We start from the raw sequence: 25,037 nt of genomic DNA, 5'->3' as shown, positions 1-25,037 counted from the left end.
GCGCCGATGTCGAGCTACCTCTTCACCTCCGAGTCCGTGTCCGAAGGGCACCCGGACAAGATCGCCGACCAGATCTCCGATGCCGTGCTCGACGCGATCCTGACCCAGGACAAGCGCGCCCGCGTAGCCTGCGAGACCATGGTCAAGACCGGCGTGGCGATCGTCGCCGGCGAGATCACCACCAGCGCCTGGATCGACCTGGAGGCGCTGACGCGCAAGGTGATCCTCGACATCGGGTATGACTCCAGCGACGTCGGCTTCGACGGCGCGACCTGCGGCGTGCTCAACCTCATCGGCAAGCAGAGCCCGCACATCGCGCAGGGCGTGGACCGCCGCAAGCCCGAGGAGATGGGCGCTGGCGACCAGGGCCTGATGTTCGGCTACGCCACCAACGAGACCGAAAGCTACATGCCGGCCGCGATCCACCTTTCGCACCGGCTGGTCGAGCAGCAGGCCAGGATCCGCAAGAAGCGCAACTCGCCGCTGCCGTGGCTGCGCCCGGACGCCAAGAGCCAGGTGACTCTGCGCTACGAGGGTGGCAAGGCAACCGCCATCGACGCGGTGGTGCTGTCGACCCAGCACGCCCCGGGCATCAAGCAGAAGGACCTGATCGAGGCGGTGCGCGAGGAGATCCTCAAGCCCGTGCTGCCGGCCAAGTGGCTGCACAAGGGCACCAAGTTCCACATCAACCCGACCGGCAAGTTCGAGATCGGCGGCCCGGTGGGCGACTGCGGCCTGACCGGCCGCAAGATCATCGTCGACACCTACGGTGGCTGGGCCCGCCACGGCGGTGGTGCGTTCTCCGGCAAGGATCCGTCCAAGGTTGACCGCTCGGCCGCCTACGCCGCGCGCTACGTCGCCAAGAACGTGGTTGCCGCCGGCCTGGCCGACCGTTGCGAAGTGCAGGTCAGCTACGCCATCGGCGTCGCCGAGCCGACCTCGATCTCCGTCACCACGTTCGGCACCGGTCGCATCCCCGACGAGCAGATCGAGAAGCTGATCCGCAAGCACTTCGACCTGCGCCCGTACGGCATCATCAAGATGCTCGACCTGGTGCACCCGGTGTACCAGTCGACCGCCGCGTACGGCCACTTCGGCCGCAAGCCGAAGGAGCTGAGCTACACCGACTCGGCCGGCGTCACCCACAACGCGACCGCATTCTCGTGGGAGAGGACGGACCGCGCCGAAGAGCTGCGCAAGGCCGCCAAGCTGAAGTAAGGCGCCACACGGCCCTCCTCGTCCGGGGAGGGCCGCGATAGAATCCCATCCCTGTCCCGCCGAGGGGCGCTGCGACCGCGACGCTGAAGAGCGCGGCCAGGCTCGGCGGGGTCCACCCAGAACGGCGCCCGGTTGCTTTCAACCGCCCCACCGCAACGGACCGGGGCCATGACCGGAGCTTCATCCATGAACGCTGTAACCAAGACCTTTTCGATGGATGGCGACTACAAGATCGCCGACATCTCGCTGGCCGACTACGGCCGCAAGGAAATCGACATCGCCGAGCACGAGATGCCTGGCCTGATGTCGATCCGCCGCAAGTACGCGTCCGAGGCCCCGCTCAAGGGCGTGCGCGTGACCGGCTCGCTGCACATGACCATCCAGACCGCGGTCCTGATCGAGACGCTCAAGGACATCGGCGGCGACGTGCGCTGGGCATCGTGCAATATCTTCTCGACCCAGGACCACGCCGCCGCGGCCATCGCCGCCACCGGCACCCCGGTGTTCGCCTGGAAGGGCGAGACGCTGGAGGAGTACTGGGACTGCACCCTGGAGGCGCTGAGCTTCCCCGATGGCAACGGCGGCTACCTCGGACCGCAGCTGGTGGTCGACGACGGTGGCGACGTGACCCTGTTGATCCACAAGGGCTATGAGCTCGAACAGGGCGACGAGTCCTGGGTCAACAGCGCCTCGGGCAGCCACGAGGAGCAGGTCATCAAGAACCTGCTCAAGCGCGTGCACACCGAGCGCCGCGGTTTCTGGACCACCGTCGTGCGTGACTGGAAGGGTGTCTCCGAGGAGACCACCACCGGCGTCCACCGCCTGTACCAGCTCGCCGAGCAGGGCAAGCTGCTGATCCCGGCGATCAACGTCAACGACTCGGTCACCAAGTCCAAGTTCGACAACCTGTACGGCTGCCGCGAGTCGCTGGCCGACGGCCTCAAGCGTGCGATGGATGTGATGCTCGCCGGCAAGGTCGTGGTGGTGTGTGGCTACGGCGACGTCGGCAAGGGCTGCGCGGCGTCGATGCGTGCCTACGGCGCGCGCGTAGTGGTCACCGAGATCGACCCGATCTGCGCGCTGCAGGCGGCGATGGAAGGCTTCGAGGTCAACACCATCGAAAGCACCCTGGGCCGCGGCGACATCTATGTCACCACCACCGGCAACAAGGACATCATCACCGTGCAGCACATGCAGGCGATGAAGGACCAGGCCATCGTCTGCAACATCGGCCACTTCGACAACGAGATCCAGGTCGATGCGCTGTACGCCCTGAAGGACGTGGCCCGGACCAACATCAAGCCGCAGGTCGACAAGTTCACCTTCGCCAACGGCAACTCGATCTTCCTGCTCGCCGAAGGCCGACTGGTCAACCTGGGTTGCGCGACCGGCCATCCCAGCTTCGTGATGTCGAACTCGTTCGCCAACCAGACGCTCGCCCAGATCGACCTGTGGGCCAACAAGGAGAGCTACGGCAAGCAGGTGTACCTGCTGCCGAAGCGGCTCGACGAGGAAGTTGCGCGCCTGCACCTGGAGAAGATCGGCGTGAAGCTCACCACGCTGACCGACGAGCAGGCGAAGTACCTCGGCGTCGCGGTCGAGGGGCCGTACAAGCCGGACCACTACCGCTACTGAGTCGGCGGAACAGGGATCCATGGAAACGGGCGCTTCGGCGCCCGTTTTTGTTTGCGCCAGTCATGTGGTCGCCGACCCATTTCCATTCATCCCGATGAAGCGATATATTGCGTCGATCCAATCGTCGGCGCCCGCCCATGGTCCCCATCAGCTTCGAGTTCTATCCGCCCAAGACCGAGGAGCAGCGTTCGCAGCTGGACCGCACCGCGGCGCGGCTGCGCGACCACGCGCCCGACTACGTCAGCGTGACCTTCGGCGCCGGCGGCTCCACCCTCAGCCACACGCCCGAGTCGATCCAGCGCCTGCGTGGCCAGCACGGCTACGACGCGGCGCCACACATCACGTGCATGGGCGGCTCGAGGGAGGAGATCCGCGGCCTGCTGAAGCTCTACCGCGCGCTCGGCGCCAAGCGCCTGGTGACGCTGCGGGGCGACCTGCCGTCGGGCATGGTCAGCCCGGGCGACCTGCGCTACGCGAGCGAGCTGGTCGAGTTCATCCGCGCCGAAACCGGTGACCACTTCCACATCGAAGTGGCCGCCTACCCCGAGATGCACCCGCAGGCGCGCGACTCGCGTGCCGACCTGGAGCACTTCGTCCGCAAGGTGCGCGCGGGCGCCAACGGGGCGATCACCCAGTACTTCTACAACGCCGATGCGTACTTCCGCTTTGTCGACGACATCCGCGCGGCCGGTGTCGAAATCCCGGTCGTGCCGGGGATCATGCCGATCTCGAACTTCAGCCAGATCCGGCGGTTTTCGGACATGTGCGGCGCCGAGATCCCGCGCTGGATCGCCCAACGCATGCAGTCCTATGGCGACGATTCCACCAGCGTCCGTGAGTTCGGCGCGGAAGTGGTCGCCCAGCTGTGCCGCCGGCTGGTGGATGGCGGCGCGCCGGCGCTGCACTTCTACACGTTGAACCTGGCGAAACCGACGCTGAACGTACTGTCCCGGTTGGGTTGAGTTCAGCGCGGGTTGGCAAGCGGTTCAGCCCGCAAGCCCTTCTGCCACAAGGCGTTGACGATACCCGGCGGAGCATGGCGGTCACCCCCGCAGTGCCCCGCCGCCATGAACAGACTCCCCTTCAGTGCCCTGGCCGCCGCCGTGCTGGCCGCCTCGGCGATGCCGTGCAACGCGCCGGCGCAGAGTGCCGGCATCCAGCGCTGCCTGGCGCCGGATGGAACAGCGATCTACACCGACAAGGCCTGCGCCGCGTTTGGCGCGGAAGCGGCGCCGATGTCGGGCGAGCTGGTCAACCGCCTGGTGTTCGATGGTGGTTCCGCGGACAGCGACAGCTCGTCCCTGATCGCACCCAATGGTCCACGCCCAGCGGTCACCGCACGCCGCTCGGCGGCCAGCGGCTGCGCCCGTTCGCCCACCCAGCTGGCAATGGACCTGCACGGCTCGTGGGGGCTGGGCGATGTCAACCGTATCGCCGAGAGCTACCACTGGGTGGGCCTCGGGAATGACCAGGCCCAGTCGGTCATGGAACGTCTCGGGCGTCTCTCCGACCAGATGCTCTGGGATACCAGGTTCTTCGACGCCCGCATCGGCGGCGGCCTCTACGCCGACGCCTCCGGCAGCGTGGCCGACGGCAGTGTCGGCATCATGCAACTGGTGTTCGAACAGGGCGGCAGCCAGCGGGTCCAGGACCTGAAAGTCCAGCGCTACCAGGGTTGCTATTTCGTCCGGTTCTGAGTGCGCCAAAACGCGACCTGTCCCCGCAAAACCGACAGAGTCCCTTTCACCCGGCCTTCACACCGGGGTAGGCTCCGGGGATGACCCGCATCTTCCTGTCCCTGCTGCTGGCGACATTGCTGGCACCTCCCGCCCTGCTGACGGCATCTCCGGCGTCGGCGCAGACCCGCGCGTGCGTCCAACCGGACGGCACTCCTGTCTACACCGACCGGGCCTGCGCCAGCGTCGGCGCGGTGGAGCGACCCGCCTCTTCCACCCTGCCCGGCAACCGGCGGGTCTACCGCGGCGGCTGCGCGCGGAACCTGCAGGACCTCATGTTCGAGATGTCGACGGCGATCGATGCGCGCGATGCCAACCGGTTGGCCAACGTCTACCACTGGGCGGGCATGTCGGGTCGCAACGGGTATTCGACGATGGACCGCCTCGACGAAGTGGTCCGGCGTCCACTGGTGGACATCGTGCCGGTGCTGCCGGCGCGCGCGGAGTCGTGGAGCGGCGTGCAGCTGGCCCATGCCGCGATCCCCTCGGCGGACGGCCGGACTTCGACTGCACCGCCGGCAATCGACACTGCCGCGGCCGAGGTAGCCACGCTGCCGCCTGATCCGCTGGACTACCACGCGCCGCCGGCGCGGCCGGTCGCCCTCCGGCTGGTGCAGACCCTCGAGGATGGCACCACGCCGGCCGAGACCGTGTTCCAGTTGCACGAGCATTTCGGCTGCCTCTGGATCCGGGGCTGAGCACTCCGCGGCGGGCTGCGGGCACAATGACCCGACCTCCCGCGGAAGACCGGCATGCAGTACCCCGAATGGATCTGGCACAACGGCGCGATCAAGCGCTGGGAAGAAGCAACGACCCACGTGATGGCGCACGCGCTCCATTACGGCTCGTCGGTGTTCGAAGGCATCCGTTGTTACGAGACTCCGTCCGGCCCGGCGATCTTCCGTCTGACCGACCACAACACCCGGCTCTACGCCTCGGCGCGGATCTATGAAATGCCGATGCCCTACGGGCTGGACGAGATCAACGCGGCCTGCCGCGAGGTGGTCCGCCGCAATGGCCTGACCCGCGCCTACCTGCGCCCGTTCGCGTTCCGCGGCCTCGGGGGTTTCGGGCTGTCGGCCGATACGCCGGTCGAAATGTCGGTGGGCGCGTGGTTCATGGGCCCCTACCTCGGGCCGGGGGCGCTGGAAACCGGCATCGACGCCTGCGTGTCCAGCTGGCAGCGGTTTGCCCCCAACACCATCCCGGCCGGTGCAAAGGCCGGCGGCAACTACCTGTCGGGCCAGCTCGTCGCCCGCGAGGCGCGCCGGCTGGGCTTTGGCGAAGGCATCGCGCTGGCCTCGACGGGACTGTTGTCGGAAGGCGCCGGCGAAAACCTGTTCCTCGTCTTCAACGGCACCCTGCACACGACGCCGGTGAGCGCCGCGCTCCTCAACGGCATCACCCGCGACTCGCTCATCCGGCTGGCGCGCGACGCCGGCATCGAGGTGGTCGAGCGGGACCTGCCGCGCGAATACCTGTACCTGTGCGACGAGCTGTTCATGTGCGGCACCGCGGCCGAGATCACCCCGATCCGTTCGGTCGATGGTCGACAGGTCGGCGCCGGCAAGCCCGGCCCGGTGACGCGCCGGCTGCAGGAATTGTTCTTCGGATTGTTCGACGGTTCCACGCCCGACCGCCATCGCTGGTTGGAACCGCTGGACGCCTGAGCGTGCGCGGGCCGGCTCAGCCACCGGCTCCCGCGCGGTCGAAGGTCAAGGTCGCAACCACCCCCCGTACCTCGCCAGGCCGGACCCGCACGTCCCAGCCGTAGAGGTCGCACAGCCGACGCACGATCGACAGTCCGATGCCGCCGCCCTGGGTATGCCCCGCGTGGGTGCCGCGATAACCACGCTGGAACAGCTGGGCGGCATCCTCCTCGCTCAGGCCGGGGCCCGAGTCGACCACCTCCACCGCGCGCGGCAGCAGTCGCACCACCACCTCGCCTTCGAGCGTGTACTTGACCGCGTTGCCGATCAGGTTGCCGAGCGCGACCGCCACCGCGGCTTCGGGCGCGTCCACGACCAGGCCGCGCTCGCCCTCCATCCGCAGCTCGAGCGACTTGCCGACGACCTGGGTGCGGTGCACGTCGAGCAGCTGCTCGGCGATCTTCGCCACGTCCGTGGCGCCGTGGCCACGCTCGTTGCGTGACAGTAGCAGCAACGCGCTGATCAGGTCGGTGCACTGCTGCTCGGCGCGCTGGATGCGATGCACGCGGGCACGGGTCTTGTCGTCGATGTCCGGGCGCGACAGCAGCAGCTCTGCCGCGCCCTTGATCACCGACAGCGGCGTGCGCAATTCGTGGCTGACGTCGGCATTGAACTCGCGGTCGCGCTGCACCACTTCGGTCAGCCGCGCGGCATAGTCGTCCAGCGCCTCGGCCAGCTGGCCGACCTCATCGTCGGGAAAATGCGCCGCCAGCGACTCCGGCTCGGAACTTCGCCCCGACTGCTTGAGCCGCAGCGCCAGTTCCGACACCGGACTCATCACGCGTGACGCGGCCCACCAGCCGACCAGCAGCGACAGCAGGGTGAACAGGAACACCGAGCCGTAGATGGCCCGGTTGAACTGCTGCTCGGCGCGCACCGTCTGCGTCATGTCGTAGGCCAGGTAGAACCAGGCCTCGGGGGTCTTGCGCACCGCGAGCTTGTAGGCGAACTCCTCGCCGGTCTCGGGATCCACGCCGGTCATGCCGACGATCCCATCAGACAACCCGTACCACTCGGGACGGTTCACCCTGACCGAGTCGAACTTGTCGGGCGTGTAGACGAACGCACGGATCTGATCGACTGGAAACTCGGGGTTGGCAGGGTCGAGTTCGAACTGGCGCGCCGCCTCGGAGATGTTGCGATTCATCATCTCCTCGACCAGCTGGTTCTCGACTCGGCTGCGGGTCCAGTTGGTCGCCCACGCGAACAACGCCGTCAGGCCGAAGCCCAGCAGCACGAACGCGAGAATGATGCGGCTGCGCAGCTGCCGCCGGTAGCGCTTCCCCCGACGGGCCGACGGCGTCGCGCCCTCGGCTGCCTCAGGTTCCGCCATCGAGCTCGGCGATCCGGTAACCGATGCCATGGCGGGTCTGGATCAGGTTGGTCTCGAACGGCTTGTCGACCACGGCGCGCAGGCCATGGATGTGCACGCGCAGCGAGTCGGAGTCGGGCAATTCCTCGCCCCAGACCCGGGTTTCCAGCTCCTGCCGGGTGACCACCGCCGGCGACGCTTCCATCAGCGCCTGCAGGATCTTCAGCGCGGTCGGGTTGAGCTGCAGCAGCTTGCCCTGCCGGCGCACCTCCAGTGTGTCGAGGTTGTATTCGAGGTCGGCGGCGTTGAGCACGCGGGTCTGCACCCCGCGGCCGCGGCGCGACAGCGCGTTGAGCCGGACCTCCACCTCCTGCAGCGCGAACGGCTTGATCAGGTAGTCGTCGGCGCCCGACTCGAAGCCCGCCAGCTTGTTGTCCAGGCTGTCACGTGCGGTCAGCATGAGCACCGGGGTCTGCTTGCGCGCCTCGTTGCGCAGCTTCCGGCAGACCTCCAGGCCGTCGAGCCCGGGCAGGTTGAGGTCGAGGACGATCGCATCGAAGTCATGGACGACCGCCAGGTGCAGGCCGGTGATGCCGTCGGCGGCGAAATCGACGGTGTGGCCGCGGTCTTCGAGGAAGTCGCCCAGATTGGCGGCAATGTCCTGGTTGTCTTCAATGACGAGAATGCGCATCGTGCCTTCCGGTTCGTTGCCCGGCCGGCCGGGAGCGGTCGATCGGGCATGGGTGTGAGGGGCGCAACGTCGACGATCCAACGGATTCTGCCAGAGCGCGCGCCGCAGCAGCATGCCCCGGCGCCGCGTGATGGAACCGTCGGCAATGCAACACGCGCGATAAAAAACCCAGGCGCGGAGCCACCGCGCCTGGGTCAAAGGGTGTTGCCCCGATACCGCGACCTGCGGGCTTCCCGGTTTGGGTGGCTGTGCCATCGACACCGGTGACGGGCAAAGCTGCGGTTTGGAGAAGGCTACCCCCGGGGCGATTAAAGGGCCGTTAAGCGGCGTCGACCCGCCCCCGGATGGTGGCACATTGCATGCAAAATCAATTACTTGTCTTTCGCAGCTGCACGCTTGGACATCCGTCGCCGGTGGCGTTCGGCCACGTACTCCACGATCGCGCCGGCCACGTCCACACCGGTCGCGTCCTCGATCCCCTCCAGTCCCGGCGACGCGTTGACCTCCAGCACCAGCGGCCCCCGGTTGGAGCGGATCAGGTCGACGCCCGCAACCCCCAGGCCCAGCACGCGCGCGGCACGGATGGCGGCATCCTGCTCCGCCAGGGTCGCCTTGGCGCCACGGGCGCTTCCGCCACGATGCAGGTTGGAGCGGAAGTCACCCTTGGGGGCTTGGCGTTTCATCGCTGCAACCACCTTGCCGCCCACGACGAAACAACGCAGGTCGGCGCCCTTGGCCTCGGGGATGAATTCCTGCACCAGGAACTGCGCATACAGCCCCCGCAGGGCCTCGATGACGCCCTTCGACGCCGACAGCTTCTCGGTCAGCATCACCCCGGCGCCCTGGGTGCCCTCGTTGAGCTTGATGACATGCGGTGGCGGGCCGAGCATCGACAGCAGGTCAGCGGTGTCGTCCGGGTTGTCGCCAAAGACCGTGGCCGGCATGCCGATCCCCTGCGCGGCCAGCAACTGGTGGCTGCGCAGCTTGTCGCGTGCGCGCAGGATCGCGTCGGAGGAGTTGGGAGTGAAGCTGCCCATCAGCTCGAACTGGCGCAGCACCGCGGTGCCGTAGCGCGTAACCGAGGCGCCGATGCGTGGGATGACCGCGTGGTAGCCGGAGATCGACTGCCCCTTGTAGTGCATCGCGAACCCGTCGCTGGCGATGCGCATGTAGCAGCGCAGCGGGTCCAGCGTACGGACCGTGTGGCCCTGCTCGCGGGCCGCCTCGACCAGGCGCCGGGTGGAGTACAGCTTGGTGTTGCGCGACAGGATCGCGAGCTTCATGGGTGCGGCCGGGCAGGGTCGGGGGAAACAACGTGGAGGCGCACCGGAGGTCCGGCGCGGCCGTGCAGGAACGAGCGTGCCGGATCGACCGTGAAGGCTTTCACCATCGCGGTGCGGCCCAGCAGCATCGGGAACGCCATGCCGTGGCGCCGGGTCAGGTTGATGTCGATCTCGCGCTCGACCCCGGCCACGCGCAACGTGGTACGGATGAAGACCCTCAGGGTGCCGTGCCCGCCCGAGTCGACCACGGTGCGCTCGTCGACCACCGGCGCCGTGCACTCGATCGCCTCCCCTGCATGCGCCGGGGTCAGCCGGAATCCCACCCACGGGGCGCCGCGCTCGCTGAAGCGCCACTGGTCATCCACGTGCAGCGCCGAGCTGCGCGCCCCGCTGTCGATCTTGGCGCGGATCGCCCCCACGCCCAGCGTGGGCAGCGCCACCCACTCGCGCCAGCCCAGCACGACTTTCGATGGCATCGACATCTGTCGCCTCCGCGGCGGGCTGGGACCGGCGGTGCCGGGGGCCGGAACGAAAACGGCGACCCCGTCCTGAGAGCGGGGCCGCCGTGGAATTTGGAGCGGGTGATGGGAATCGAACCCACGCTATCAGCTTGGGAAGCTGAAGTTCTACCATTGAACTACACCCGCATGGGCGGAAGTCTACAGCCAGCGGGGGCGCGACAGGAAGCACCCGCCGGCGATCGCGCGCCGGCGGGTAGCGGCCCTCAGAACCGGCTGCCGACGGTCGCGAACACCGTCGCGTGGTGTCCGCCGGTCTGGTTGACCGTGAGGCTGCTGCCAAGGTTGGCGTCCAGGCCGAACAGCTGCGTGCGCGCGCCGAACATCAGGCTGCCGTAGTTGTCGTCGAACGCCACGCCGGGCACCGCGTAATCGGTCGTGCCGGGCATCGACTGCAGCCGCGCGAACGCCTGCTCCGGATAGTCCTCGAGCTCCCGGTCGACGGTCAGGCGCGCGTAAGGCTGGAAGTGGCCGCCGTCGTAACGCACCTGCCAACCGGCGCTCGCGATCATCGAGTCGAAGGTCTGCTCCGGATAAGCCAGCGAGGTAGACAGTGCCGGTTCGCTCTCGGCAAACCCGTCGATGTCGATCTGCTGGGCCAGCACGCCGATCACCGGGCCGTGGCGGACGGCGCCGTCGCCGAACTCCCAGCCGGCGTTGAGGCCGACGCTCATGTTGTCGCCGTCGACGTCGGCGTGGTGCACGCGGGTCGCCTGGCCGAGGTTGGCGTTGCGCTCGATGTCGAAGCCCAGCTGGCTGAAGCTGGCCTGCGCGTTGATCCAGCCGCCCGCCTCGGACATCCATGCCAGGTACGCGCCGACGCTCGCCTCGCTCTGGTCGAAACTGCCGCCACGGTTGCCCCAGTCATGCTGCTGCTGGCCGTAGCCACCGAATGCACCGAAGGTCAGCGCGCCACGGCGCCAGTCGACGCCGACGGTCAGCGCCGGGCCGGCACCGTCGTACACGCGGCCGTGGTCGTAGCGCTGGAAGTCGCCGCGCACGTCGGCCCACCAGCGCGCGCCCTCGCCCCCGGCCGGCACCGCCAGCTGCGCGGCGACGCGGTCCGCCCGCGCGCGGCCGGTCATCGCCGCCGAGTTCGGCAGGACCGCCACCTGGCGTGGCGCTTCCAGCACCGACACCGCGTAGTCGGCAATCACCTCGTGCGCGCCACCGGAGGGGTGCACGCCGTCGGCGAACGCGTAGCTGGTGGTGGCGCCGGGGGTGACATAGGTGTTGGGGTTGCACGTCAGCGACTGCGAGGTGATCTGCGGCTGGCACGCGGTGCCGGTGATGTTGCTGAAACCGAACGCCGCCGGATCGGCCGCGACTTCCTGGAACAGATGGAAGGTGTCCAGCGGGATCACCCGCAGTCCGGCTTGGGCGAAAGCATCGAACAATGCGTCGTTATAGGCGGCCGACAGCTGGGTGCCGGCCGCCTGCGCCGCCGGGCCTTGCGCACGGAAGCCGGGGGTCAGGCCGATGTCGGGGATGGTCGGCACCAGCACGTACTGCGCGCCGGCCGCCTGCAGCGTGCCGACCGCGGTGACCTCGGCCGCCACCGCGGCGCCGATCACCGGCGCCGGGTTGCCACCGGCCGCGGCCGTCGCGACCGCCGCAAACACATCGTTGTTGCCGCCCCAGACCGTGTAAAGCGCGTTCGGGTCGGCGACACCGCCGGTCGCGGCCAGGTAGTTGGCCACCTGGGTCGTCATGGACGGCACCGGCAGCGTGAAGCCGGGCGCCAGCGTCGCCGAGCTGTCCTCGCCGGCGCGCGCGCCACCGACCGCGTAATTGCTACCGCCCTGGTTGTCGGAGGCGGCGCCGGTGCCGTAGAAGTCGGCCAGGTATTCAGACCAGACCAGCCACGGGTTGGTGGTGAACCGACCCAGGATCGCCGCCTGCGGACCGGCCACCTGCACCAGCGCCGGCCGGAAGTGCCCCGAATCGGTCAGGCTGTCGCCGAAGAACACCGTCTGCGAATACGGCGAATCGTTGGCTGCCGGGCTGACCTGGGCGAAAGCCGGTGCGGCCGCCAGTGCAAGGGCGACGGCGAGTAGGGTGCGGGCTGGTTTCATCGGGGTGCTCCTGCGGTGGCGGCAAGCCGGCGCGACATGCGCCGGCGAATGGCCTGCATCCAATCACGGCCCCGGGCGCCCGACAAGCGCCGTCGGTCCTGCCGGGCGTGGCCTATCCCGCACGGCGCAGGCTGGACCACCACCCCGCTGGCCCGCGCGCACCGGTCGCGGGACAATGCGCGGATGGACATCACCCTCAATGGCGAACCCCGCACCTTCCCGACCCCGCTGACCGTCACCGCCCTGCTCGTGGCCGAGCACTTGGCCGAGCGCCGGGTCGCGGTGGAGGTCAACGGCGCGATCGTCCCCCGCAGCCGCCACGGGGAGCACGCGCTGGCCGATGGCGACCGGGTCGAGATCGTGCACGCGCTCGGCGGTGGCTGAGCCGCGGTGCGATAATCCCCGGATGACCAACGCTCCCAACGATTCCCTCGTCATCGCGGGCAAGACCTACGCCTCGCGCCTGCTCACCGGCACCGGCAAGTTCAGGGACCTGGACGAAACCCGCCGCGCCACCGAGGCCGCCGGCGCGGAGATCGTCACCGTCGCGATCCGCCGCAGCAACATCGGCCAGAACCCCGGCGAGCCGAACCTGCTCGACGTGCTGCCGCCGGACCGGTTCACCATCCTGCCCAACACCGCCGGCTGCTACACCGCCGACGACGCCGTGCGCACGTGCCGGCTCGCGCGCGAACTGCTGGACGGCCACAACCTGGTCAAGCTCGAGGTACTCGGCGACCAGCGCACGCTGTACCCCGATGTGGTGCAGACCCTGGCAGCCGCCGAGACCCTGGTGGCCGACGGCTTCGACGTGATGGTCTACACCTCCGACGACCCGCTGCTGGCCAGGCGGCTGGAGGAGATCGGCTGCGTCGCGGTGATGCCGCTGGCCGCGCCGATCGGCTCCGGGCTGGGCATCCAGAACAAGTGGAACCTGATCGAGATCGTCGAGAACGCCAAGGTGCCGATCATCGTCGACGCCGGCGTCGGCACCGCCTCCGACGCGGCCATCGCGATGGAGCTGGGCTGCGACGGGGTGCTGATGAACACCGCGATCGCCGGCGCGAAGGACCCGGTCCTGATGGCGCACGCGATGAAGCTGGCGGTCGAGGCCGGCCGCGCCGCCTTCCGTGCAGGCCGCATCCCGCGCAAGCGCTTCGCCAGCGCGTCCAGCCCGGTGGACGGCCTGATCGGCTGATGGGCGACAGCGAACACCCGTCCGGCAGGACCGCTCCGCCCAAGCCGTTCACCGTCACCCAGGGCCACCGCCAGGTGCGCAGCTTCGTGCTGCGCCAGGGCCGGTTCACCCCGGCGCAGCAGCGCGCATTCGACCAGCAATGGGCGCGCTACGGCATCGACTACGAGGGCCAGCCGCGCGATTACGACGCGATCTTCGGCCGCAGTGTGCCGCGCGTGCTGGAGATCGGGTTCGGCAACGGCGAGGCGCTGCGCTTCGCCGCGCAGCACGACAAGGCGCGCGACCTGATCGGTATCGAGGTGCACGCCCCCGGCGTCGGCCGTCTGCTCAACGCACTGGCCGCCGACGACGCCGCCAACGTGCGGGTCTACCACCACGACGCGGTCGAGGTGCTCGACAACGAGGTCGCCGACGCCAGCCTCGACGAGGTCCGCATCTACTTCCCGGATCCATGGCACAAGAAGCGGCACAACAAGCGCCGGCTGGTCCAGCCCGCGTTCGCCGCGCTGCTGGTGCGCAAGCTCGCGCCCGGCGGGCGCTTGCACCTCGCCACCGATTGGCAGGACTATGCCGAGCAGATGTGGGATGTGCTCGACGCAACCGCAGGCATCGCAAACCGCGCCGGTCCGCGCGGTTCGGTACCGCGGCCGGAATGGCGCCCGCAGACGCATTTCGAGACGCGCGGCCAGAAACTGGGCCACGGTGTCTGGGACCTGCTGTACGACAAGCCGTCCGCGACCGCTCCCCAGGAGTCGCCGACCCAAGACGAGTAGCCGACCCCGGGCATGGAAACCGCGCTGACGCTCACCACCGACATGAAGCTCGTCCTCGGGCTGGTGGGCTTCACGATGGTGATGTTCCTGTTCGAGCGCATCCGCGCCGACGTGGTCGCGCTGGTCGTGCTGGTGCTGCTGGGCCTCTCGGGGCTGGTCGCACCGGAGGAGATCTTCAACGGCTTCTCCTCAAACGCGGTCATGAGCATCATCGCGACGATGATCCTGGGCGCCGGGCTGGACCGCACCGGCGCGCTCAACCGCCTGGCCGGCTGGCTGCTGCGGCGCGCCCACGGGGTCGAGCAGCGATTGCTGCTGCTGACCGGCGCGATCGCGGGCATCAACTCGTCGGTGATGCAGAACCCGTCGGTGATGGCGCTGTACCTGCCGGTGGCCTCGCGGTTGTCCTCGCGCACGGGGCTCACCCTGCCGCGGCTGCTGCTGCCGCTGGCCACCGCGATCGTGATGGGCAGTTCGCTGACCATGGTCGGCAACTCGCCGCTGATCATGCTCAACGACCTGTTGCTGCAGGCCAACAGCAACCTGCCCTCGGGCGCGGCCACCATCGAGCCGCTGAAGATGTTCGCGCCGCTGCCGATCGGCGCCGCGCTGCTGGCGACCTCGCTGCTGTACTTCCGTTTCTTCGGCAACCGCCGGCTGCACGAGGAGGAAGGCAAGGGTGTCACCCCGGCGCGAACCCAGAGTTACTTCGCCAACGCCTACGGCATCGACGGCGACGTCTACGAGCTGACCGTGACCGCCGACAGCCCGCTGGTAGGGATGTCGCTGGGCGAGGCCGAGGCGCTGCACAACGCGCCCCTGATCCTCGCGCTCAAGACCAAGGAGGAGGCGCGGCTGTCGCCACCGGCGGACGCCCGGATCTGGGTCGGCAGCGTGATCGGCGCCATGGGCTCGCGCCGCCAGGTCGGCGATTTCGCGCAGAACCAGATGCTCCGCCTGAGCACGCGGCTGCGGAACTTCGGCGACCTGTTCAACCCGAGCCGCGCCGGCATCTCCGAGGCGGTGATCCCGGCCACCTCGAAGTTCATCGGCAAGACCGGGCGCGACCTCCAGTTGCGCAAGCAACTCGGGTTGAGCCTGCTGGCGGTCAACCGCGACAAGACGGTCATGCGCGAGAACGTGCGCGACGTGCCCCTGCGCGCCGGCGACATGCTGGTACTGCACAGCATCTGGACCGACCTGGCCGACGCGGCCAAGGGCAAGGACCTGGTGGTGGTCACCGACTACCCCAAGGGCGAGCAGCGCCCGCACAAGCTCAAGCTGGCGCTGGGCATCTTCGGCGTGGCGATGCTGCTTGCGCTGTCGTCGCGGCTGCCGGTGTCGATCGCGCTGATGACCGGCGTTGCCGGCATGCTGATCGCCGGCGTCATCCACATCGACGAGGCGTACTCGGCGATCAACTGGAAGACCGTGTTCCTGATGGCCTGCCTGATCCCGCTGGGCTGGGCGATGGACTCCAGCGGCGCGGCGGCCTGGGTGGCCGGCCACACGATCGAACAGATGCCGGGTGCCACCCCGCGCTGGCTGCTGCAACTCGCACTGGGTTTGCTGACCACCGCGTTTTCGCTGGTGATCAGCCATGTCGGCGCGGCGATCGTCATGGTGCCGCTGGCGATCAACATCGCCCTCGCCGCAGGCGGCAACCCGACCGCCTTCGCATTGGTGGTCGCACTGTCAGCGTCCAACAACTTCATGACCGCGTCGAACCCGGTCATCTCGATGATCACCGGGCCGGCGGGCTACACCGGCAAGGAGCTGTGGAAGGTGGGTGCGCCGCTGTCGCTGGCCTACGCGCTGATCGCGGTGCTGATGGTGAACCTGTTGTTCTGAGGCTCAGGCCAGCCAGACCGCACCGTCGCGGATCTCCACCGCCACCGGCCGCAGCGACTCGCCCCGGCACGGACCGCCGACGCATTCGCCGCCCTGCAGTTCGAAACTGGCGCCGTGGGCCGCGCACACCAGCAGCCCCTCGCGACTCTTTAGGAACTGCCCCGGCGCCCAGTCGAGCCGTCGGCCCGCATGCGGGCACACGTTCATCCAGGCGCGCACGCGGTCGCCGTCGCGATAGATCACGATCGATTCGGTGTCGCCATCGACCGTGGCCTCGGTCTCGCCGAAGCCGCCATCGGCCAGTTGGTCGAGCGTGACCAGCGGGCCGCCACTCACGACGGGATGCCCGTCTTCACGACCCTGTCACACTTCCCATGCTGGGTTTTTAACGAAGTTCTCACAATCCCCGCCCTGCCACCGCCGATACTGGGTCGTCCGGCGTTGCGCCGCATTGTGTCACGACCGTATCGATGATCAGTTCCAGCTTCCGTTTCGACAGCCACCAGTTCCAGTCCCGCATGCGCTCGGCGTTCGAGCCGCGCAAACCGCGCCATCGCGCCCTGCGTTTCGTGCTGGGGGTGATCGGCTTGGGCCTGCTGGCCCTGCTGGTGATGTTCTCGGTGGCGCTGGGTGCGGCGATGCTGGTCGGGGGGCTGCTGTTCAAGGCCTGGCGCGGTCGCGGCAAGCTGGACAAGCGGCCGGGCGGTCGACGGGTGGTGGATGCCGAGTACCGCATCGTCGGCAAGCCGGTCCTGACGCGCTGAGGCGCTGTCCTACGTGGCCGCGCGTGGCGGCCAATCAACCGACATGAAACCCATGACCGACGTGATCGCGGCGACGCCGCCGACGCGCCTGCGGATCCGTTCCGCAGCGGGCGACACCTTCCCGGTCCGGCGCATCTACTGCGTCGGCCGCAACTTCGCCGACCACGCCCGTGAGATGGGCGCCGCGGCGCCTGCCTCCAGGGCGGAGCGCGGCCACCCGGTGTTCTTCTGCAAGCCGGCGGACGCGGTCGTGCTGGACGGCGTGGTGCCCTACCCGCGCGGCACCGGGGAGCTGCACCACGAGGTGGAACTGGTGGTTGCCCTGGGCGCCGATGCGCCGGCAGGCCTGGTCGACCGCGACGCGGCCGGTGCGATGGTGCACGGCTACGCGATCGGGCTCGACCTCACCCGGCGCGACCTGCAGTCGGCCGCCAAGGCCAAGGGCCTGCCCTGGGATATCGGCAAGGCGTTCGACCATTCCGCGCCGGTCAGCGAGCTGGTTCCCGTCGCCGAGGTCGGTGACCTCTCCAGCCGCACGCTGACCCTGCGGGTCAACGACGAGGTGCGCCAGCACGGCGCGCTGTCCGACCTGATCTGGGATGTCCCGGACATCCTCCACGAGCTCTCGCGCCTGTTCGCCCTGAAGGCGGGCGACCTGGTGTTCATGGGCACCCCAGCCGGGGTTGGGCCGCTGCAGCCCGGCGACGCCTACGTCGCCAGCCTGGACGGCGTGGTGGAACTGCACGGGCGGGTGGCGGCGGCCGACAGCGGGTTATAGTCGCGCCGTTATCCATCGAGGGGATCGGCATGAGCCTGGTCAGCGAGTTCAAAGCGTTCATCAACCGTGGCAACGTCCTCGACCTGGCGGTCGCGGTGGTCATCGGCGCCGCGTTCGGCAAGATCGTCACCGCACTGGTCGACGGCATCATCATGCCGGTCGTCGGCATGGCGATGGGCGGGGTGGATTTCTCCCAGCTGTTCGTCGCGCTGGACGGGAATGATTACGCCACCCTGGCCGCCGCGCAGGAAGCCGCTGCCCCGGTGATCACCTATGGCGCCTTCATCCAGACGATCATCGACTTCCTGTTGATCGCCTTCGTGATCTTCATGGTCATCAAGGCCTACAACCGGATGAACCCGCCGGCCGAAGCCGCGCCGGCCGCCCCCGCCGAGGAAGTCCTGCTGCTGCGCGAGATCCGCGATTCGCTCAAGCGTCCCGGGCTCTGACCGCCGAACTGCCAAGCGCGGCAAACGCCGCGTGACTTGAGGCACCCCAAGCCGAAGCCGCGAGTTGTTACGCTCGTGGCTTCGTTCTTTTTGGGCCTGGGCCCTGCAGGAGACCTGATGCGCGCGATATCGACCGTGCTTGGAACCAAGGTACTGGGAACCGGCCTGGCCGCCTCCCTGCTGCTGGCCCTGTCGGCGCCGGCCGGCGCGCAGACCCGGATCCCGGAGCAGGCCGTCGACACCGCGACGCAACTGCGCGAGACCGCCCTGGCCAGCGACCTGGGCTACCGCATCACCGAATCACTGACGACAGAGGTCGGCCCACGACTGGCCGGCAGCGAGGCCGACGCGCGCGCGGTCGAATGGGCCAAGGCGAAGTTCGAGGCGCTGGGCTACGACAAGGTGTGGCTGGAACCGGTCACCTTCCCCAAGTGGGTGCGCCGCAGCGAGAGTGGCCAGGTGGTCGGGCGCCATGCCCAGCCGCTGACCCTGACCGCGCTGGGCGGCAGCCCCGGCGGCACCGTCGAGGCAGAGGTCGTACGCTTCGCCGACCTGGCCGCGTTGCAGGCTGCACCCGCAGGGTCGCTTGCGGGCAAGATCGCCTTCATCGATTACCGGATGGAGCGCGCCCGCGACGGCAGTGGCTATGGCCCGGGCTCGCGCGTACGCAGTGGCGGCCCGTCGGCGGCAATCCGGGCGGGCGCCGCCGGCTACCTGATGCGTTCGGCAGGCACCGATTCGCACCGCAATCCGCACACCGGCATCACCCGCTTCGACGACGGCCTGGAACCGATTCCGGCGGCCGCGCTGTCGGTCCCCGACGCCGACCAGCTCACCCGCCTGCTGGCGCTTGGCAAGCCGGTGACGGTGCGCATGGCGCTGGACTGCGGCTGGGATGGCGAGGCGACCAGCCACAACGTCATCGGCGAGATCACCGGCAGCAGCAGGCCCCAGGAGGTCGTGCTGATCGGCGGCCACCTGGACTCGTGGGACCTGGGTACCGGCGCCGTGGACGATGGTGCCGGCGTCGGCCTGACCATGGCCGCGGGCAAGCTGATCGGCGACCTGCCGACCGCGCCCGCTCGCACGATCCGCGTGGTCGCCTTCGCCAATGAGGAACAGGGCCTGTGGGGCGGCAAGGCGTACGCGGAGAAGTACGCCGAAGAGGTTCGCCGGCACCAGATCGCCGCCGAGAGCGACTTCGGCGCCGGCCGCATCTACGCCATCAGCACCGGCGCACCGGAGTACGCCCAGGACGCCGTGAAGCAGATCGCCGAGGTGCTAGCACCGCTGGGCATCGAGTACGCCGGCGACGCGGGCGGCCCGGGACCGGACATCAGCCCGTTCGCCGCGCAGGGCCTGGCCTGGGCCCGACTGGCGCAGGACGGCAGCGACTACTTCGACCTGCACCACACCCCGGACGACACCTTCGACAAGATCGACCCGGCGGCGCTGGCGCAGAACGTCGCCGCCTATGCGGTGTTCGCCTACCTGGCCGCTTCAGCGGAAGGCGACTTCGGCAGCGGCGTGCAGGCCGACGGAGCGACCGACGGCAAGTAAGCTGTGGGCATGTCGCAGCGTTATGACGATTTCGGGAGCATCGCCACCGACCCCGTGACCGGGGTCTACCGGCTGGGCGCCAACGGGCCCAACCTGGCCACGGCGCTGGCCGCGGCCGGTGCCACCAAGCGGCGGGTGGCGCTGCTGCACATCGACATCGACATGTTCCGTTCGATCAACGCGAACATGGGCGAGGACATCGGCGACCAGGCCCTGGCGGCGGTCGCCCAGCGTTTGCGCAAGGCGATCCCCTCGGATGCATGGCTGTGGCGGCTCAACAGCGACGAGTTCATCGCCGGGCTGGGCTACCGAGACAACGAGCTCGACGGCGCCGGCCTGGCCGAGCGCCTGCGCGACGCGCTCGAGATCCCGTTGTCGATCCCGCCCTACACCCTGCCGATGACGATCTCGATCGGCATCGCGGTCTACCCCGACCACGCGCACGACGCCGCCAGCCTGCTGGCCAAGGCCGAGCAGGCGCTGCGTCGGGTCAAGGAGGAAGGCCTCGACGCAGTCGGCCACTATTCCAGCCGTCCTGCCCGCCCGCCCACCGGCGACGGCTTTGCCGGACGGCTGGTGGAGGCGCTGGACAAGGACGAGTTCCGGCTCGTTTACCAGCCGTTGGTGAGCGCCAGCGATGGCGGCCTGACCGGCTTCGGCGCGCTGCTGCGCTGGCAGACCGACACCGGACTGCTGCGGCCGAACCGCTTCATGGACATCGTCGAGCGCGTCGGCCTGTCGGCGCGGCTGGGCGAGTGGGTCACCGAGACAGCGGTCCGGCAACTGGCCGACTGGCGCGCGCAGGGTCTCGACTACCTCGGCATGTCGGTCCACCTGGCCGGCTCGATGCTGGCCCAGGGCGACTGCACCGACCGGATCGGCGAGCTGCTGCACCGCCACGGCGTACCGGGCAGCGCGATGGAGTTCGAGATCTCCGAGAACGTGCTGGCACTCGACGCGCGCCAGGTGTTCGACACGCTCAAGGGCCTGCAGGCCCTGGGCGCGACCCTGACCGTGCAGGATTTCGGCCTCGGCGGGCTGAGCTTCGCCGCATTGGCGCAGTACCCGCTGGACCGGCTGAAGATCGACCGCAGCTTCATCCGCAACGTCGCCAGCGATACGCGCAGCGCCGCCATCGTGCGCGGCATCATCGCGATGGGCCACCGGCTGGGCATGAAGGTCACCGCCAAGGGCGTCGAGAACGAGGGCGAGCTCGGGTTCCTGCGCCGCAACCACTGCGACTTCTTCCAAGGCTACATTTTCAGCGAGCCCTTGCCGGCCGACCAGCTCGACGAACTGGTGCGCAAGCGGTTCCTGCTGCCCAGCGCGTTCGCCGCGACCCGCCCGGAGCGCACCCTGCTGCTGCTCGACGACGAGGAGAACGTGCTGCGCTCGCTGGTCCGCCTGTTCCGCCGCGACGGCTACACCATCCTGACCGCCAACAGCGTGCGCCAGGCGTTCGACCTGCTGGCCAGCAACACGGTGCAGGTCATCGTCTCCGACCAGCGCATGCCGGACATGAGCGGCACCGAATTCCTCGGCCGCGTGCGCGACCTGCACCCGGACACCATCCGCATGGTGCTCTCCGGCTATACCGACGTGGCCACCATCACCGAGGCGATCAACCGAGGTGCGATCTACCGGTTCCTGACCAAGCCGTGGAACGACGAGGAACTGCGCGAGCACATCCACGCCGCGTTCCGCGCCTACGAGCGGCGCGCGGCCGGCGAGCCGGCGTACTAGCCTTCGGGCGTTGCGGCCGGCGCGTCGGATCCGCCGACGGACGCCGGCTGACGCACCGGCAGCACCATCCGGAACGTGGTGCCTGCGCCCACCCGGCTGGACACCTCGATGCGGCCATGGTGCTTGGCCACGATGCTGTAGCAGATCGCCAGCCCCAGGCCGGTGCCACGGCCGATCGGCTTGGTGGTGAAGAACGGATCGAAGATCTTCTGCAGCGCCTCCTCCGGGATGCCGCAGCCGCTGTCGGAAATCGTGATCCAGGCTTCGTCGTCCTCGCTGCCGGTCGCCAGGCTGATCGTGCCGCGCTCGCCGATGGCCTGGCCGGCGTTGATCAGCAGGTTCATCAGCACCTGGTTGATCTCGGAGGCGTGGCATTCGACCAGCGGCAGCGTGCCGTAGTGCTTCTCGATCCGGACCTTGTACTTGAGGTCGTTCCAGACGATGTTGAGGGTCGACTCCAGCCCGCGCTCCAGGTCGGACGGCCGCATCGGCTCGTCGCGCCCGACCCGCGAGAAGTCCTTCAGGTCCTGCACGATCTTGGTGACCCGCTCGATGCCCTCGCGCGACTCCGCCAGCAGTTGTGGCAGGTCGCCGGAGATGAAATCGAAATCGAGCCGCTCGCGCATGCCGCGGATCGTCTCGCGGGCGGATGCGGGGTCGTCGGCAGCCAGCGCATTGGCGTAGCCCTCGATCAATGCCATCAGCGCGGCGGTGTACTCCTGCAGCGTGCCGAGGTTGGAGTGGACGTAGCCGATGGGGTTGTTGATCTCGTGGGCGACGCCGGCGGCGAGCTGGCCGATCGAGGCCATCTTCTCGGACTGCAGCAACTGCTCCTGCGCACCGGCAAGGCGCCGGTAGGTGCGTTGCAACTCGTCGTGGCGCTGCTGCAGCTCGCCCTCGCGCACCGAACGGGCGGAGACGTCGCTGAAGGTCGCAAAGCGGCGGTCGGCCCGGCCTTCCGGGCCGCTGTAGAGCTTGACCTCGAGCACCATCGACGGGTCGTCGATCGCGACCTCGGCGGTCCACTGGCCGTCGCGCCGCGCGGCCTGCCAGGCGGCGTCGGTGGTGGTCAGCGCCAGCAGGCGTTCGGGGGTGGCGGACGGGTCCAGCCGCAAGGCGAGTGAGCGTGCGGCGTCGTTGGCGTGGATCACGCGGCCGTCGCCGTCGACCAGCGCCACCGCGGTGTCGAGGGCGGCCAGCGCCCAGGGCAGGTCGATCATCCAGTCGCCGTCAGGCGCGGTTGTTCCGGGTTGTTCGCTCATCCCACTCCGAGGCAGCGCACCTGCGGACGTGCGCCCGATTGCCCACCGGCATCGTACACGCCCGTCGATTCGACGCGGCCCAGGTGGCGGAGGGCCCAATTCACCTCACGGCGGCGGCGGGCCAGCAGGATCGAATTGGCACGGTTGAGCTCGCTCAGCGCGCTGACCCGGGCCGGGTCGTTACCGCGCAACGGCTGCGATTCGACCAGCCGCAGCGCGCGCAGCTTGGCCTGGGTGGAATCCAGCAGCGCATCGACGTCGTGCGAGAGCAGCGCCTGGCGTTCGGCCTGCAGGGCCTGCTCGAGCGTGTCGAGCGGGTCGGCCGCCGGGGCCGTCACCGGCTGTGCGACCGAGGGGTTCACTGGCCCAGCTCGCTCTCGAGCGCCAGCATGCGGGTGGCGATCTGCTGCGGGTCGATCCGGTAGCTGCCATCGGCCAAGGCGGCACGGACCTCGTTGACGCGGGCCAGGTCGATGCCGGGTGCGCCGAGTTCACGCTGCATGGCCTGCAGACCCTCAGCCTCGCCGGTCAGGCGGACGCTGTCGGCCGGCGGCCGCGCGGCCACCGGGGCGGAACGCTCCTCGCCCGCACGCACGGCGGTGGCGGCGGTCGATGCCAGCTCTGCGGGGCGCACGGGCGGGCCTGCGCCGTCGATCTTGGTCGTCATGGAAATGCTCCTGGTGGCTCGGTCAGACCCGGTAACGGCGCCCCGGGGACGAACTTTAGCCGCCTCAACGCATGACCTCGACCACGCCAGCCCCTACCACCCGGCCGCGGACGATGCGGCGCGATTGCAGGTTTTCAACCGATATGGCCCCGCCCCGGGCGGCCCGCCCCAGCGCGCGCCCCGCCACCCGGACCTCGATGCCGCCGGCCCGCGAGACCAGCACGACCGGGTCGCCGCGGCGCAGCATCGGGCCTTCGACCACGTCGTCGGCAGTCGGCGCGGCACCAGGGGCAAGGCTGCGGTTGGCGGTCTGGCCGACCAGCGCCGCCGCATCGGCGAAGCCGTCACCGGCGCCGGCCATGTCGCGCCGGCGCATGGCCAGCATGTCGGCGGTGATGGTCTCGCCGGCCTGCACCGGCCCGGTCACCACCAGCACCTGCTCCACATCACGCACCTGCACCGGCACGTAGAGCTGCCAGCCCGGCTGGTCCGGGCAGCGGACGTGCACCACCCGGGCGCTGGTCGGCACGGCCTGCAACGGCGACGAGCACGCGGCCATCCTGAGGTTGGGGTCGACCGACGCTTCCGCGTTTGCGGCGGTGCCGCCGACCGCGGCGATGGCCGCGGCCCGGATCGCCGCGGGCGGGGTGACCGGTCCCGCCGCCGACACGGGCCCGCTGTACAGGGCCAGGACGAGCAGGCTGACCGCGAGCACGGGCAGGACCAGCAATGGCAGGAACAACTGCCGCACGGTGGACTCCGGAGAGGGATACGCCGGGACACAGGCAAGCAGCGTGCCGCGCCCACGGTGCGACCGCCCCGCCCTCCGCCACCGGGATCCGCCGCTCAAGAACCACCAGGCACGGCCGACAACCTCGCCATGAGCCGTGACCTGCTGGACCGCATCGACCAACGTACCCGCCTGGCCGGCCACAACCGGCTGGCGCTGCTGCTGTTCCGACTGGGCACGCGTCAGCTTTTTGGCGTGAACGTGTTCAAGGTGCAGGAGGTCATCCCGCGGCCGCCGCTGTTCACCCTGCCGCAGCTTCCCTCCGCGTTTGCCGGTGCCGCCGACGTGCGCGGCCGGACCGTGGCGGTGCTCGACCTGGCTCGTGCGATCGGGCACGCCCATGACGGCGCCGAGCCCAGCTACCTGGTCGTCACCGAGTTCAACCGCACGGTGCAGGGCTTCCTGGTGTCCGGAGTGGAGCGCATCGTCAATATCGCGGTCGAGGACATCCAGCCGCCGCCGGACCTGGGCGGCGACGCCCATTACCTGACCGGCGTCACCCGCCACCAGGGCGAGCTGATCCAGCTGGTGGACGTTGAAAGCGTGTTGGCCGAGTCGGCCCCGCGTGCCAGCGATGCCACCGGCATCAGCGCGCTGCCGCACACCCCCGGGGTGCCGCATGAAGTACTGGTGGTCGACGACTCCCGCGTCGCCCGCAACCAGATCCGGCAGGTGCTGGAGCAGCTCGGCCTGGGTGCCACGCTGCTCTCGGACGGCCGCCAGGCGCTGGAGCACCTGCAGCAGATGGCCGAGGGCGGCCGTTCGCCGGGCGACCGCTACGCGATGGTCATCTCCGACATCGAAATGCCGGCGATGGACGGCTACACGCTGACGACGGAAATCCGGCGCAGCCCGGCCCTGCGCGGCCTTTACGTGCTGCTGCACACCTCCCTGTCGGGCGTGTTCAACCACGCCATGGTGGAGCGCGTCGGCGCCGACGACTTCGTGCCCAAGTACTCCGAGCACGAGCTGGCGCAACGCATTGGGGTGCGGATGACGGCGCTGCAGCGCGCGGCCTAGCGCCT

The 25,037-nt window shown here is 69.2% G+C and carries 26 protein-coding genes, 1 tRNA gene and 1 riboswitch; of the genes, 16 read left to right on the top strand and 11 right to left on the bottom strand.

What is annotated here, in order from left to right; translation table 11 throughout:
* Positions 1–6 precede the first annotated feature (6 nt).
* The 6 genes from metK to KOD61_RS03550 all read left to right on the top strand — a co-directional run bounded on the left by metK (position 7) and on the right by KOD61_RS03550 (position 6,259).
* On the top strand, positions 7–1,218 hold the full coding sequence (gene metK, locus KOD61_RS03575) for a methionine adenosyltransferase (protein ID WP_215219688.1): 1,212 nt from the start codon (positions 7–9) through the stop codon (positions 1,216–1,218).
* A 55-nt stretch (positions 1,219–1,273) separates the two neighbouring features.
* A riboswitch (S-adenosyl-L-homocysteine riboswitch) is annotated at positions 1,274–1,355 on the top strand.
* 49 nt (positions 1,356–1,404) lie between these two features.
* Positions 1,405–2,853 carry an adenosylhomocysteinase gene (gene ahcY, locus KOD61_RS03570; protein WP_215219687.1) on the top strand — a complete coding sequence of 483 codons (1,449 nt, stop codon included), beginning with the start codon at positions 1,405–1,407 and terminating at the stop codon, positions 2,851–2,853.
* Positions 2,854–2,990: 137 nt separating this feature from the next.
* The gene (gene metF, locus KOD61_RS03565; protein ID WP_215219686.1) at positions 2,991–3,815 is read left to right on the top strand and encodes a methylenetetrahydrofolate reductase [NAD(P)H]; all 825 of its coding nucleotides are present in this window, start codon (positions 2,991–2,993) and stop codon (positions 3,813–3,815) included.
* Between the two features lie 105 nt (positions 3,816–3,920).
* Positions 3,921–4,550, top strand: coding sequence for a hypothetical protein (locus KOD61_RS03560; protein ID WP_215219685.1), 630 nt, complete (start codon positions 3,921–3,923; stop codon positions 4,548–4,550).
* Between the two features lie 80 nt (positions 4,551–4,630).
* Complete coding sequence (locus KOD61_RS03555; RefSeq protein ID WP_215219684.1) at positions 4,631–5,287, top strand: DUF4124 domain-containing protein; 657 nt, start codon at positions 4,631–4,633, stop codon at positions 5,285–5,287.
* Positions 5,288–5,341: 54 nt separating this feature from the next.
* Positions 5,342–6,259, top strand: coding sequence for a branched-chain amino acid transaminase (locus tag KOD61_RS03550; RefSeq protein ID WP_215219683.1), 918 nt, complete (start codon positions 5,342–5,344; stop codon positions 6,257–6,259).
* A 16-nt stretch (positions 6,260–6,275) separates the two neighbouring features.
* On the opposite strand, the gene KOD61_RS03545 is transcribed toward KOD61_RS03550, so the two are convergent.
* The 6 genes from KOD61_RS03545 to KOD61_RS03520 form a co-directional block, all read right to left on the bottom strand.
* Entirely contained in the window at positions 6,276–7,631 is a 1,356-nt protein-coding gene (locus tag KOD61_RS03545) for a sensor histidine kinase (RefSeq protein WP_251370644.1), read from the bottom strand.
* The gene (locus KOD61_RS03540) at positions 7,618–8,301 is read right to left on the bottom strand and encodes a response regulator transcription factor (RefSeq protein WP_215219681.1); all 684 of its coding nucleotides are present in this window, start codon (positions 8,299–8,301) and stop codon (positions 7,618–7,620) included. Before KOD61_RS03540 ends, KOD61_RS03545 begins: the two co-directional genes overlap by 14 nt.
* A 371-nt stretch (positions 8,302–8,672) precedes the next feature.
* The gene (gene rimK / locus KOD61_RS03535) at positions 8,673–9,584 is read right to left on the bottom strand and encodes a 30S ribosomal protein S6--L-glutamate ligase (protein ID WP_215219680.1); all 912 of its coding nucleotides are present in this window, start codon (positions 9,582–9,584) and stop codon (positions 8,673–8,675) included.
* Complete coding sequence (locus KOD61_RS03530) at positions 9,581–10,066, bottom strand: ATP-dependent zinc protease family protein (protein WP_251370643.1); 486 nt, start codon at positions 10,064–10,066, stop codon at positions 9,581–9,583. The genes rimK and KOD61_RS03530 overlap by 4 nt, the downstream gene beginning before the upstream one ends.
* Positions 10,067–10,157: 91 nt before the next feature.
* Positions 10,158–10,231, bottom strand: a tRNA-Gly gene (locus tag KOD61_RS03525).
* Positions 10,232–10,308: 77 nt separating this feature from the next.
* Entirely contained in the window at positions 10,309–12,177 is a 1,869-nt protein-coding gene (locus KOD61_RS03520) for an autotransporter domain-containing protein (RefSeq protein ID WP_215219679.1), read from the bottom strand.
* Between the two features lie 183 nt (positions 12,178–12,360).
* Here KOD61_RS03520 and thiS point away from each other — a divergent pair, with 183 nt between their 5' ends.
* From thiS to KOD61_RS03500, 4 genes are read left to right on the top strand one after another with little or no spacing between them, the layout of a single operon-like run.
* Entirely contained in the window at positions 12,361–12,561 is a 201-nt protein-coding gene (gene thiS / locus KOD61_RS03515) for a sulfur carrier protein ThiS (protein ID WP_215219678.1), read from the top strand.
* A gap of 22 nt (positions 12,562–12,583) precedes the next feature.
* Positions 12,584–13,375 carry a thiazole synthase gene (locus tag KOD61_RS03510; RefSeq protein WP_215219677.1) on the top strand — a complete coding sequence of 264 codons (792 nt, stop codon included), beginning with the start codon at positions 12,584–12,586 and terminating at the stop codon, positions 13,373–13,375.
* The gene (trmB, locus tag KOD61_RS03505; RefSeq protein ID WP_215219676.1) at positions 13,375–14,148 is read left to right on the top strand and encodes a tRNA (guanosine(46)-N7)-methyltransferase TrmB; all 774 of its coding nucleotides are present in this window, start codon (positions 13,375–13,377) and stop codon (positions 14,146–14,148) included. Before KOD61_RS03510 ends, trmB begins: the two co-directional genes overlap by 1 nt.
* Before the next feature lie 12 nt (positions 14,149–14,160).
* Entirely contained in the window at positions 14,161–15,999 is a 1,839-nt protein-coding gene (locus tag KOD61_RS03500; protein WP_215219675.1) for an SLC13 family permease, read from the top strand.
* A gap of 3 nt (positions 16,000–16,002) precedes the next feature.
* Here KOD61_RS03500 and KOD61_RS03495 read toward each other — a convergent pair whose 3' ends face one another.
* Complete coding sequence (locus KOD61_RS03495; RefSeq protein ID WP_215219674.1) at positions 16,003–16,335, bottom strand: Rieske (2Fe-2S) protein; 333 nt, start codon at positions 16,333–16,335, stop codon at positions 16,003–16,005.
* 134 nt (positions 16,336–16,469) lie between these two features.
* On the opposite strand from KOD61_RS03495, the gene KOD61_RS03490 reads away from it, so the two are divergent.
* From KOD61_RS03490 to KOD61_RS03470, 5 genes are all read left to right on the top strand, one after another.
* Positions 16,470–16,763: a hypothetical protein gene (locus tag KOD61_RS03490; protein ID WP_251370642.1), complete on the top strand. Its 294-nt coding sequence runs from the start codon at positions 16,470–16,472 to the stop codon at positions 16,761–16,763.
* Between the two features lie 52 nt (positions 16,764–16,815).
* Positions 16,816–17,541 carry a fumarylacetoacetate hydrolase family protein gene (locus KOD61_RS03485; protein ID WP_215220268.1) on the top strand — a complete coding sequence of 242 codons (726 nt, stop codon included), beginning with the start codon at positions 16,816–16,818 and terminating at the stop codon, positions 17,539–17,541.
* Between the two features lie 29 nt (positions 17,542–17,570).
* Entirely contained in the window at positions 17,571–17,990 is a 420-nt protein-coding gene (mscL, locus tag KOD61_RS03480; protein ID WP_215219673.1) for a large conductance mechanosensitive channel protein MscL, read from the top strand.
* Between the two features lie 117 nt (positions 17,991–18,107).
* Positions 18,108–19,550, top strand: coding sequence for a M28 family peptidase (locus KOD61_RS03475; protein WP_215219672.1), 1,443 nt, complete (start codon positions 18,108–18,110; stop codon positions 19,548–19,550).
* 9 nt (positions 19,551–19,559) lie between these two features.
* Positions 19,560–21,293, top strand: a complete 1,734-nt coding sequence (locus tag KOD61_RS03470; RefSeq protein WP_215219671.1) for an EAL domain-containing protein — start codon at positions 19,560–19,562, stop codon at positions 21,291–21,293.
* Here the strand turns inward: KOD61_RS03470 and KOD61_RS03465 are convergent.
* The 4 genes from KOD61_RS03465 to flgA all read right to left on the bottom strand — a co-directional run bounded on the left by KOD61_RS03465 (position 21,290) and on the right by flgA (position 23,973).
* Positions 21,290–22,555 carry an ATP-binding protein gene (locus KOD61_RS03465; RefSeq protein WP_215219670.1) on the bottom strand — a complete coding sequence of 422 codons (1,266 nt, stop codon included), beginning with the start codon at positions 22,553–22,555 and terminating at the stop codon, positions 21,290–21,292. The two genes, KOD61_RS03470 and KOD61_RS03465, sit on opposite strands and share 4 nt — an antisense overlap.
* Entirely contained in the window at positions 22,552–22,893 is a 342-nt protein-coding gene (locus tag KOD61_RS03460) for a flagellar protein FlgN (protein ID WP_215220267.1), read from the bottom strand. Before KOD61_RS03460 ends, KOD61_RS03465 begins: the two co-directional genes overlap by 4 nt.
* Positions 22,894–22,913: 20 nt before the next feature.
* The gene (gene flgM, locus KOD61_RS03455) at positions 22,914–23,222 is read right to left on the bottom strand and encodes a flagellar biosynthesis anti-sigma factor FlgM (RefSeq protein WP_215219669.1); all 309 of its coding nucleotides are present in this window, start codon (positions 23,220–23,222) and stop codon (positions 22,914–22,916) included.
* Positions 23,223–23,286: 64 nt separating this feature from the next.
* On the bottom strand, positions 23,287–23,973 hold the full coding sequence (flgA, locus tag KOD61_RS03450; RefSeq protein WP_251370641.1) for a flagellar basal body P-ring formation chaperone FlgA: 687 nt from the start codon (positions 23,971–23,973) through the stop codon (positions 23,287–23,289).
* 129 nt (positions 23,974–24,102) lie between these two features.
* Here flgA and KOD61_RS03445 point away from each other — a divergent pair, with 129 nt between their 5' ends.
* On the top strand, positions 24,103–25,032 hold the full coding sequence (locus KOD61_RS03445) for a chemotaxis protein (protein WP_215219668.1): 930 nt from the start codon (positions 24,103–24,105) through the stop codon (positions 25,030–25,032).
* The last annotated feature ends 5 nt before the right edge of the window (positions 25,033–25,037 follow it).

This window comes from Lysobacter luteus (assembly GCF_907164845.1).
Classification (GTDB): Bacteria; Pseudomonadota; Gammaproteobacteria; order Xanthomonadales; family Xanthomonadaceae; genus Novilysobacter; species Novilysobacter luteus.
Note: the sequence above shows the minus strand (reverse complement) of the source record. Positions and strands in the feature narration are given on the sequence as shown.

Coding starts and splice junctions, on each gene's coding strand:
- KOD61_RS03465 (WP_215219670.1), bottom strand. CDS start 22,555: ATGAGCGAACAACCCGGAACAACCGCGCCTGACGGCGACTGGATGATC.
- metF (WP_215219686.1), top strand. CDS start 2,991: ATGGTCCCCATCAGCTTCGAGTTCTATCCGCCCAAGACCGAGGAGCAG.
- KOD61_RS03485 (WP_215220268.1), top strand. CDS start 16,816: ATGACCGACGTGATCGCGGCGACGCCGCCGACGCGCCTGCGGATCCGT.
- ahcY (WP_215219687.1), top strand. CDS start 1,405: ATGAACGCTGTAACCAAGACCTTTTCGATGGATGGCGACTACAAGATC.
- KOD61_RS03545 (WP_251370644.1), bottom strand. CDS start 7,631: ATGGCGGAACCTGAGGCAGCCGAGGGCGCGACGCCGTCGGCCCGTCGG.
- KOD61_RS03475 (WP_215219672.1), top strand. CDS start 18,108: ATGCGCGCGATATCGACCGTGCTTGGAACCAAGGTACTGGGAACCGGC.
- flgM (WP_215219669.1), bottom strand. CDS start 23,222: ATGACGACCAAGATCGACGGCGCAGGCCCGCCCGTGCGCCCCGCAGAG.
- KOD61_RS03555 (WP_215219684.1), top strand. CDS start 4,631: ATGACCCGCATCTTCCTGTCCCTGCTGCTGGCGACATTGCTGGCACCT.
- KOD61_RS03530 (WP_251370643.1), bottom strand. CDS start 10,066: ATGTCGATGCCATCGAAAGTCGTGCTGGGCTGGCGCGAGTGGGTGGCG.
- KOD61_RS03445 (WP_215219668.1), top strand. CDS start 24,103: ATGAGCCGTGACCTGCTGGACCGCATCGACCAACGTACCCGCCTGGCC.
- KOD61_RS03540 (WP_215219681.1), bottom strand. CDS start 8,301: ATGCGCATTCTCGTCATTGAAGACAACCAGGACATTGCCGCCAATCTG.
- KOD61_RS03560 (WP_215219685.1), top strand. CDS start 3,921: ATGAACAGACTCCCCTTCAGTGCCCTGGCCGCCGCCGTGCTGGCCGCC.
- KOD61_RS03510 (WP_215219677.1), top strand. CDS start 12,584: ATGACCAACGCTCCCAACGATTCCCTCGTCATCGCGGGCAAGACCTAC.
- trmB (WP_215219676.1), top strand. CDS start 13,375: ATGGGCGACAGCGAACACCCGTCCGGCAGGACCGCTCCGCCCAAGCCG.
- metK (WP_215219688.1), top strand. CDS start 7: ATGTCGAGCTACCTCTTCACCTCCGAGTCCGTGTCCGAAGGGCACCCG.
- KOD61_RS03500 (WP_215219675.1), top strand. CDS start 14,161: ATGGAAACCGCGCTGACGCTCACCACCGACATGAAGCTCGTCCTCGGG.
- KOD61_RS03520 (WP_215219679.1), bottom strand. CDS start 12,177: ATGAAACCAGCCCGCACCCTACTCGCCGTCGCCCTTGCACTGGCGGCC.
- KOD61_RS03470 (WP_215219671.1), top strand. CDS start 19,560: ATGTCGCAGCGTTATGACGATTTCGGGAGCATCGCCACCGACCCCGTG.
- mscL (WP_215219673.1), top strand. CDS start 17,571: ATGAGCCTGGTCAGCGAGTTCAAAGCGTTCATCAACCGTGGCAACGTC.
- rimK (WP_215219680.1), bottom strand. CDS start 9,584: ATGAAGCTCGCGATCCTGTCGCGCAACACCAAGCTGTACTCCACCCGG.
- KOD61_RS03550 (WP_215219683.1), top strand. CDS start 5,342: ATGCAGTACCCCGAATGGATCTGGCACAACGGCGCGATCAAGCGCTGG.
- thiS (WP_215219678.1), top strand. CDS start 12,361: ATGGACATCACCCTCAATGGCGAACCCCGCACCTTCCCGACCCCGCTG.
- KOD61_RS03490 (WP_251370642.1), top strand. CDS start 16,470: ATGATCAGTTCCAGCTTCCGTTTCGACAGCCACCAGTTCCAGTCCCGC.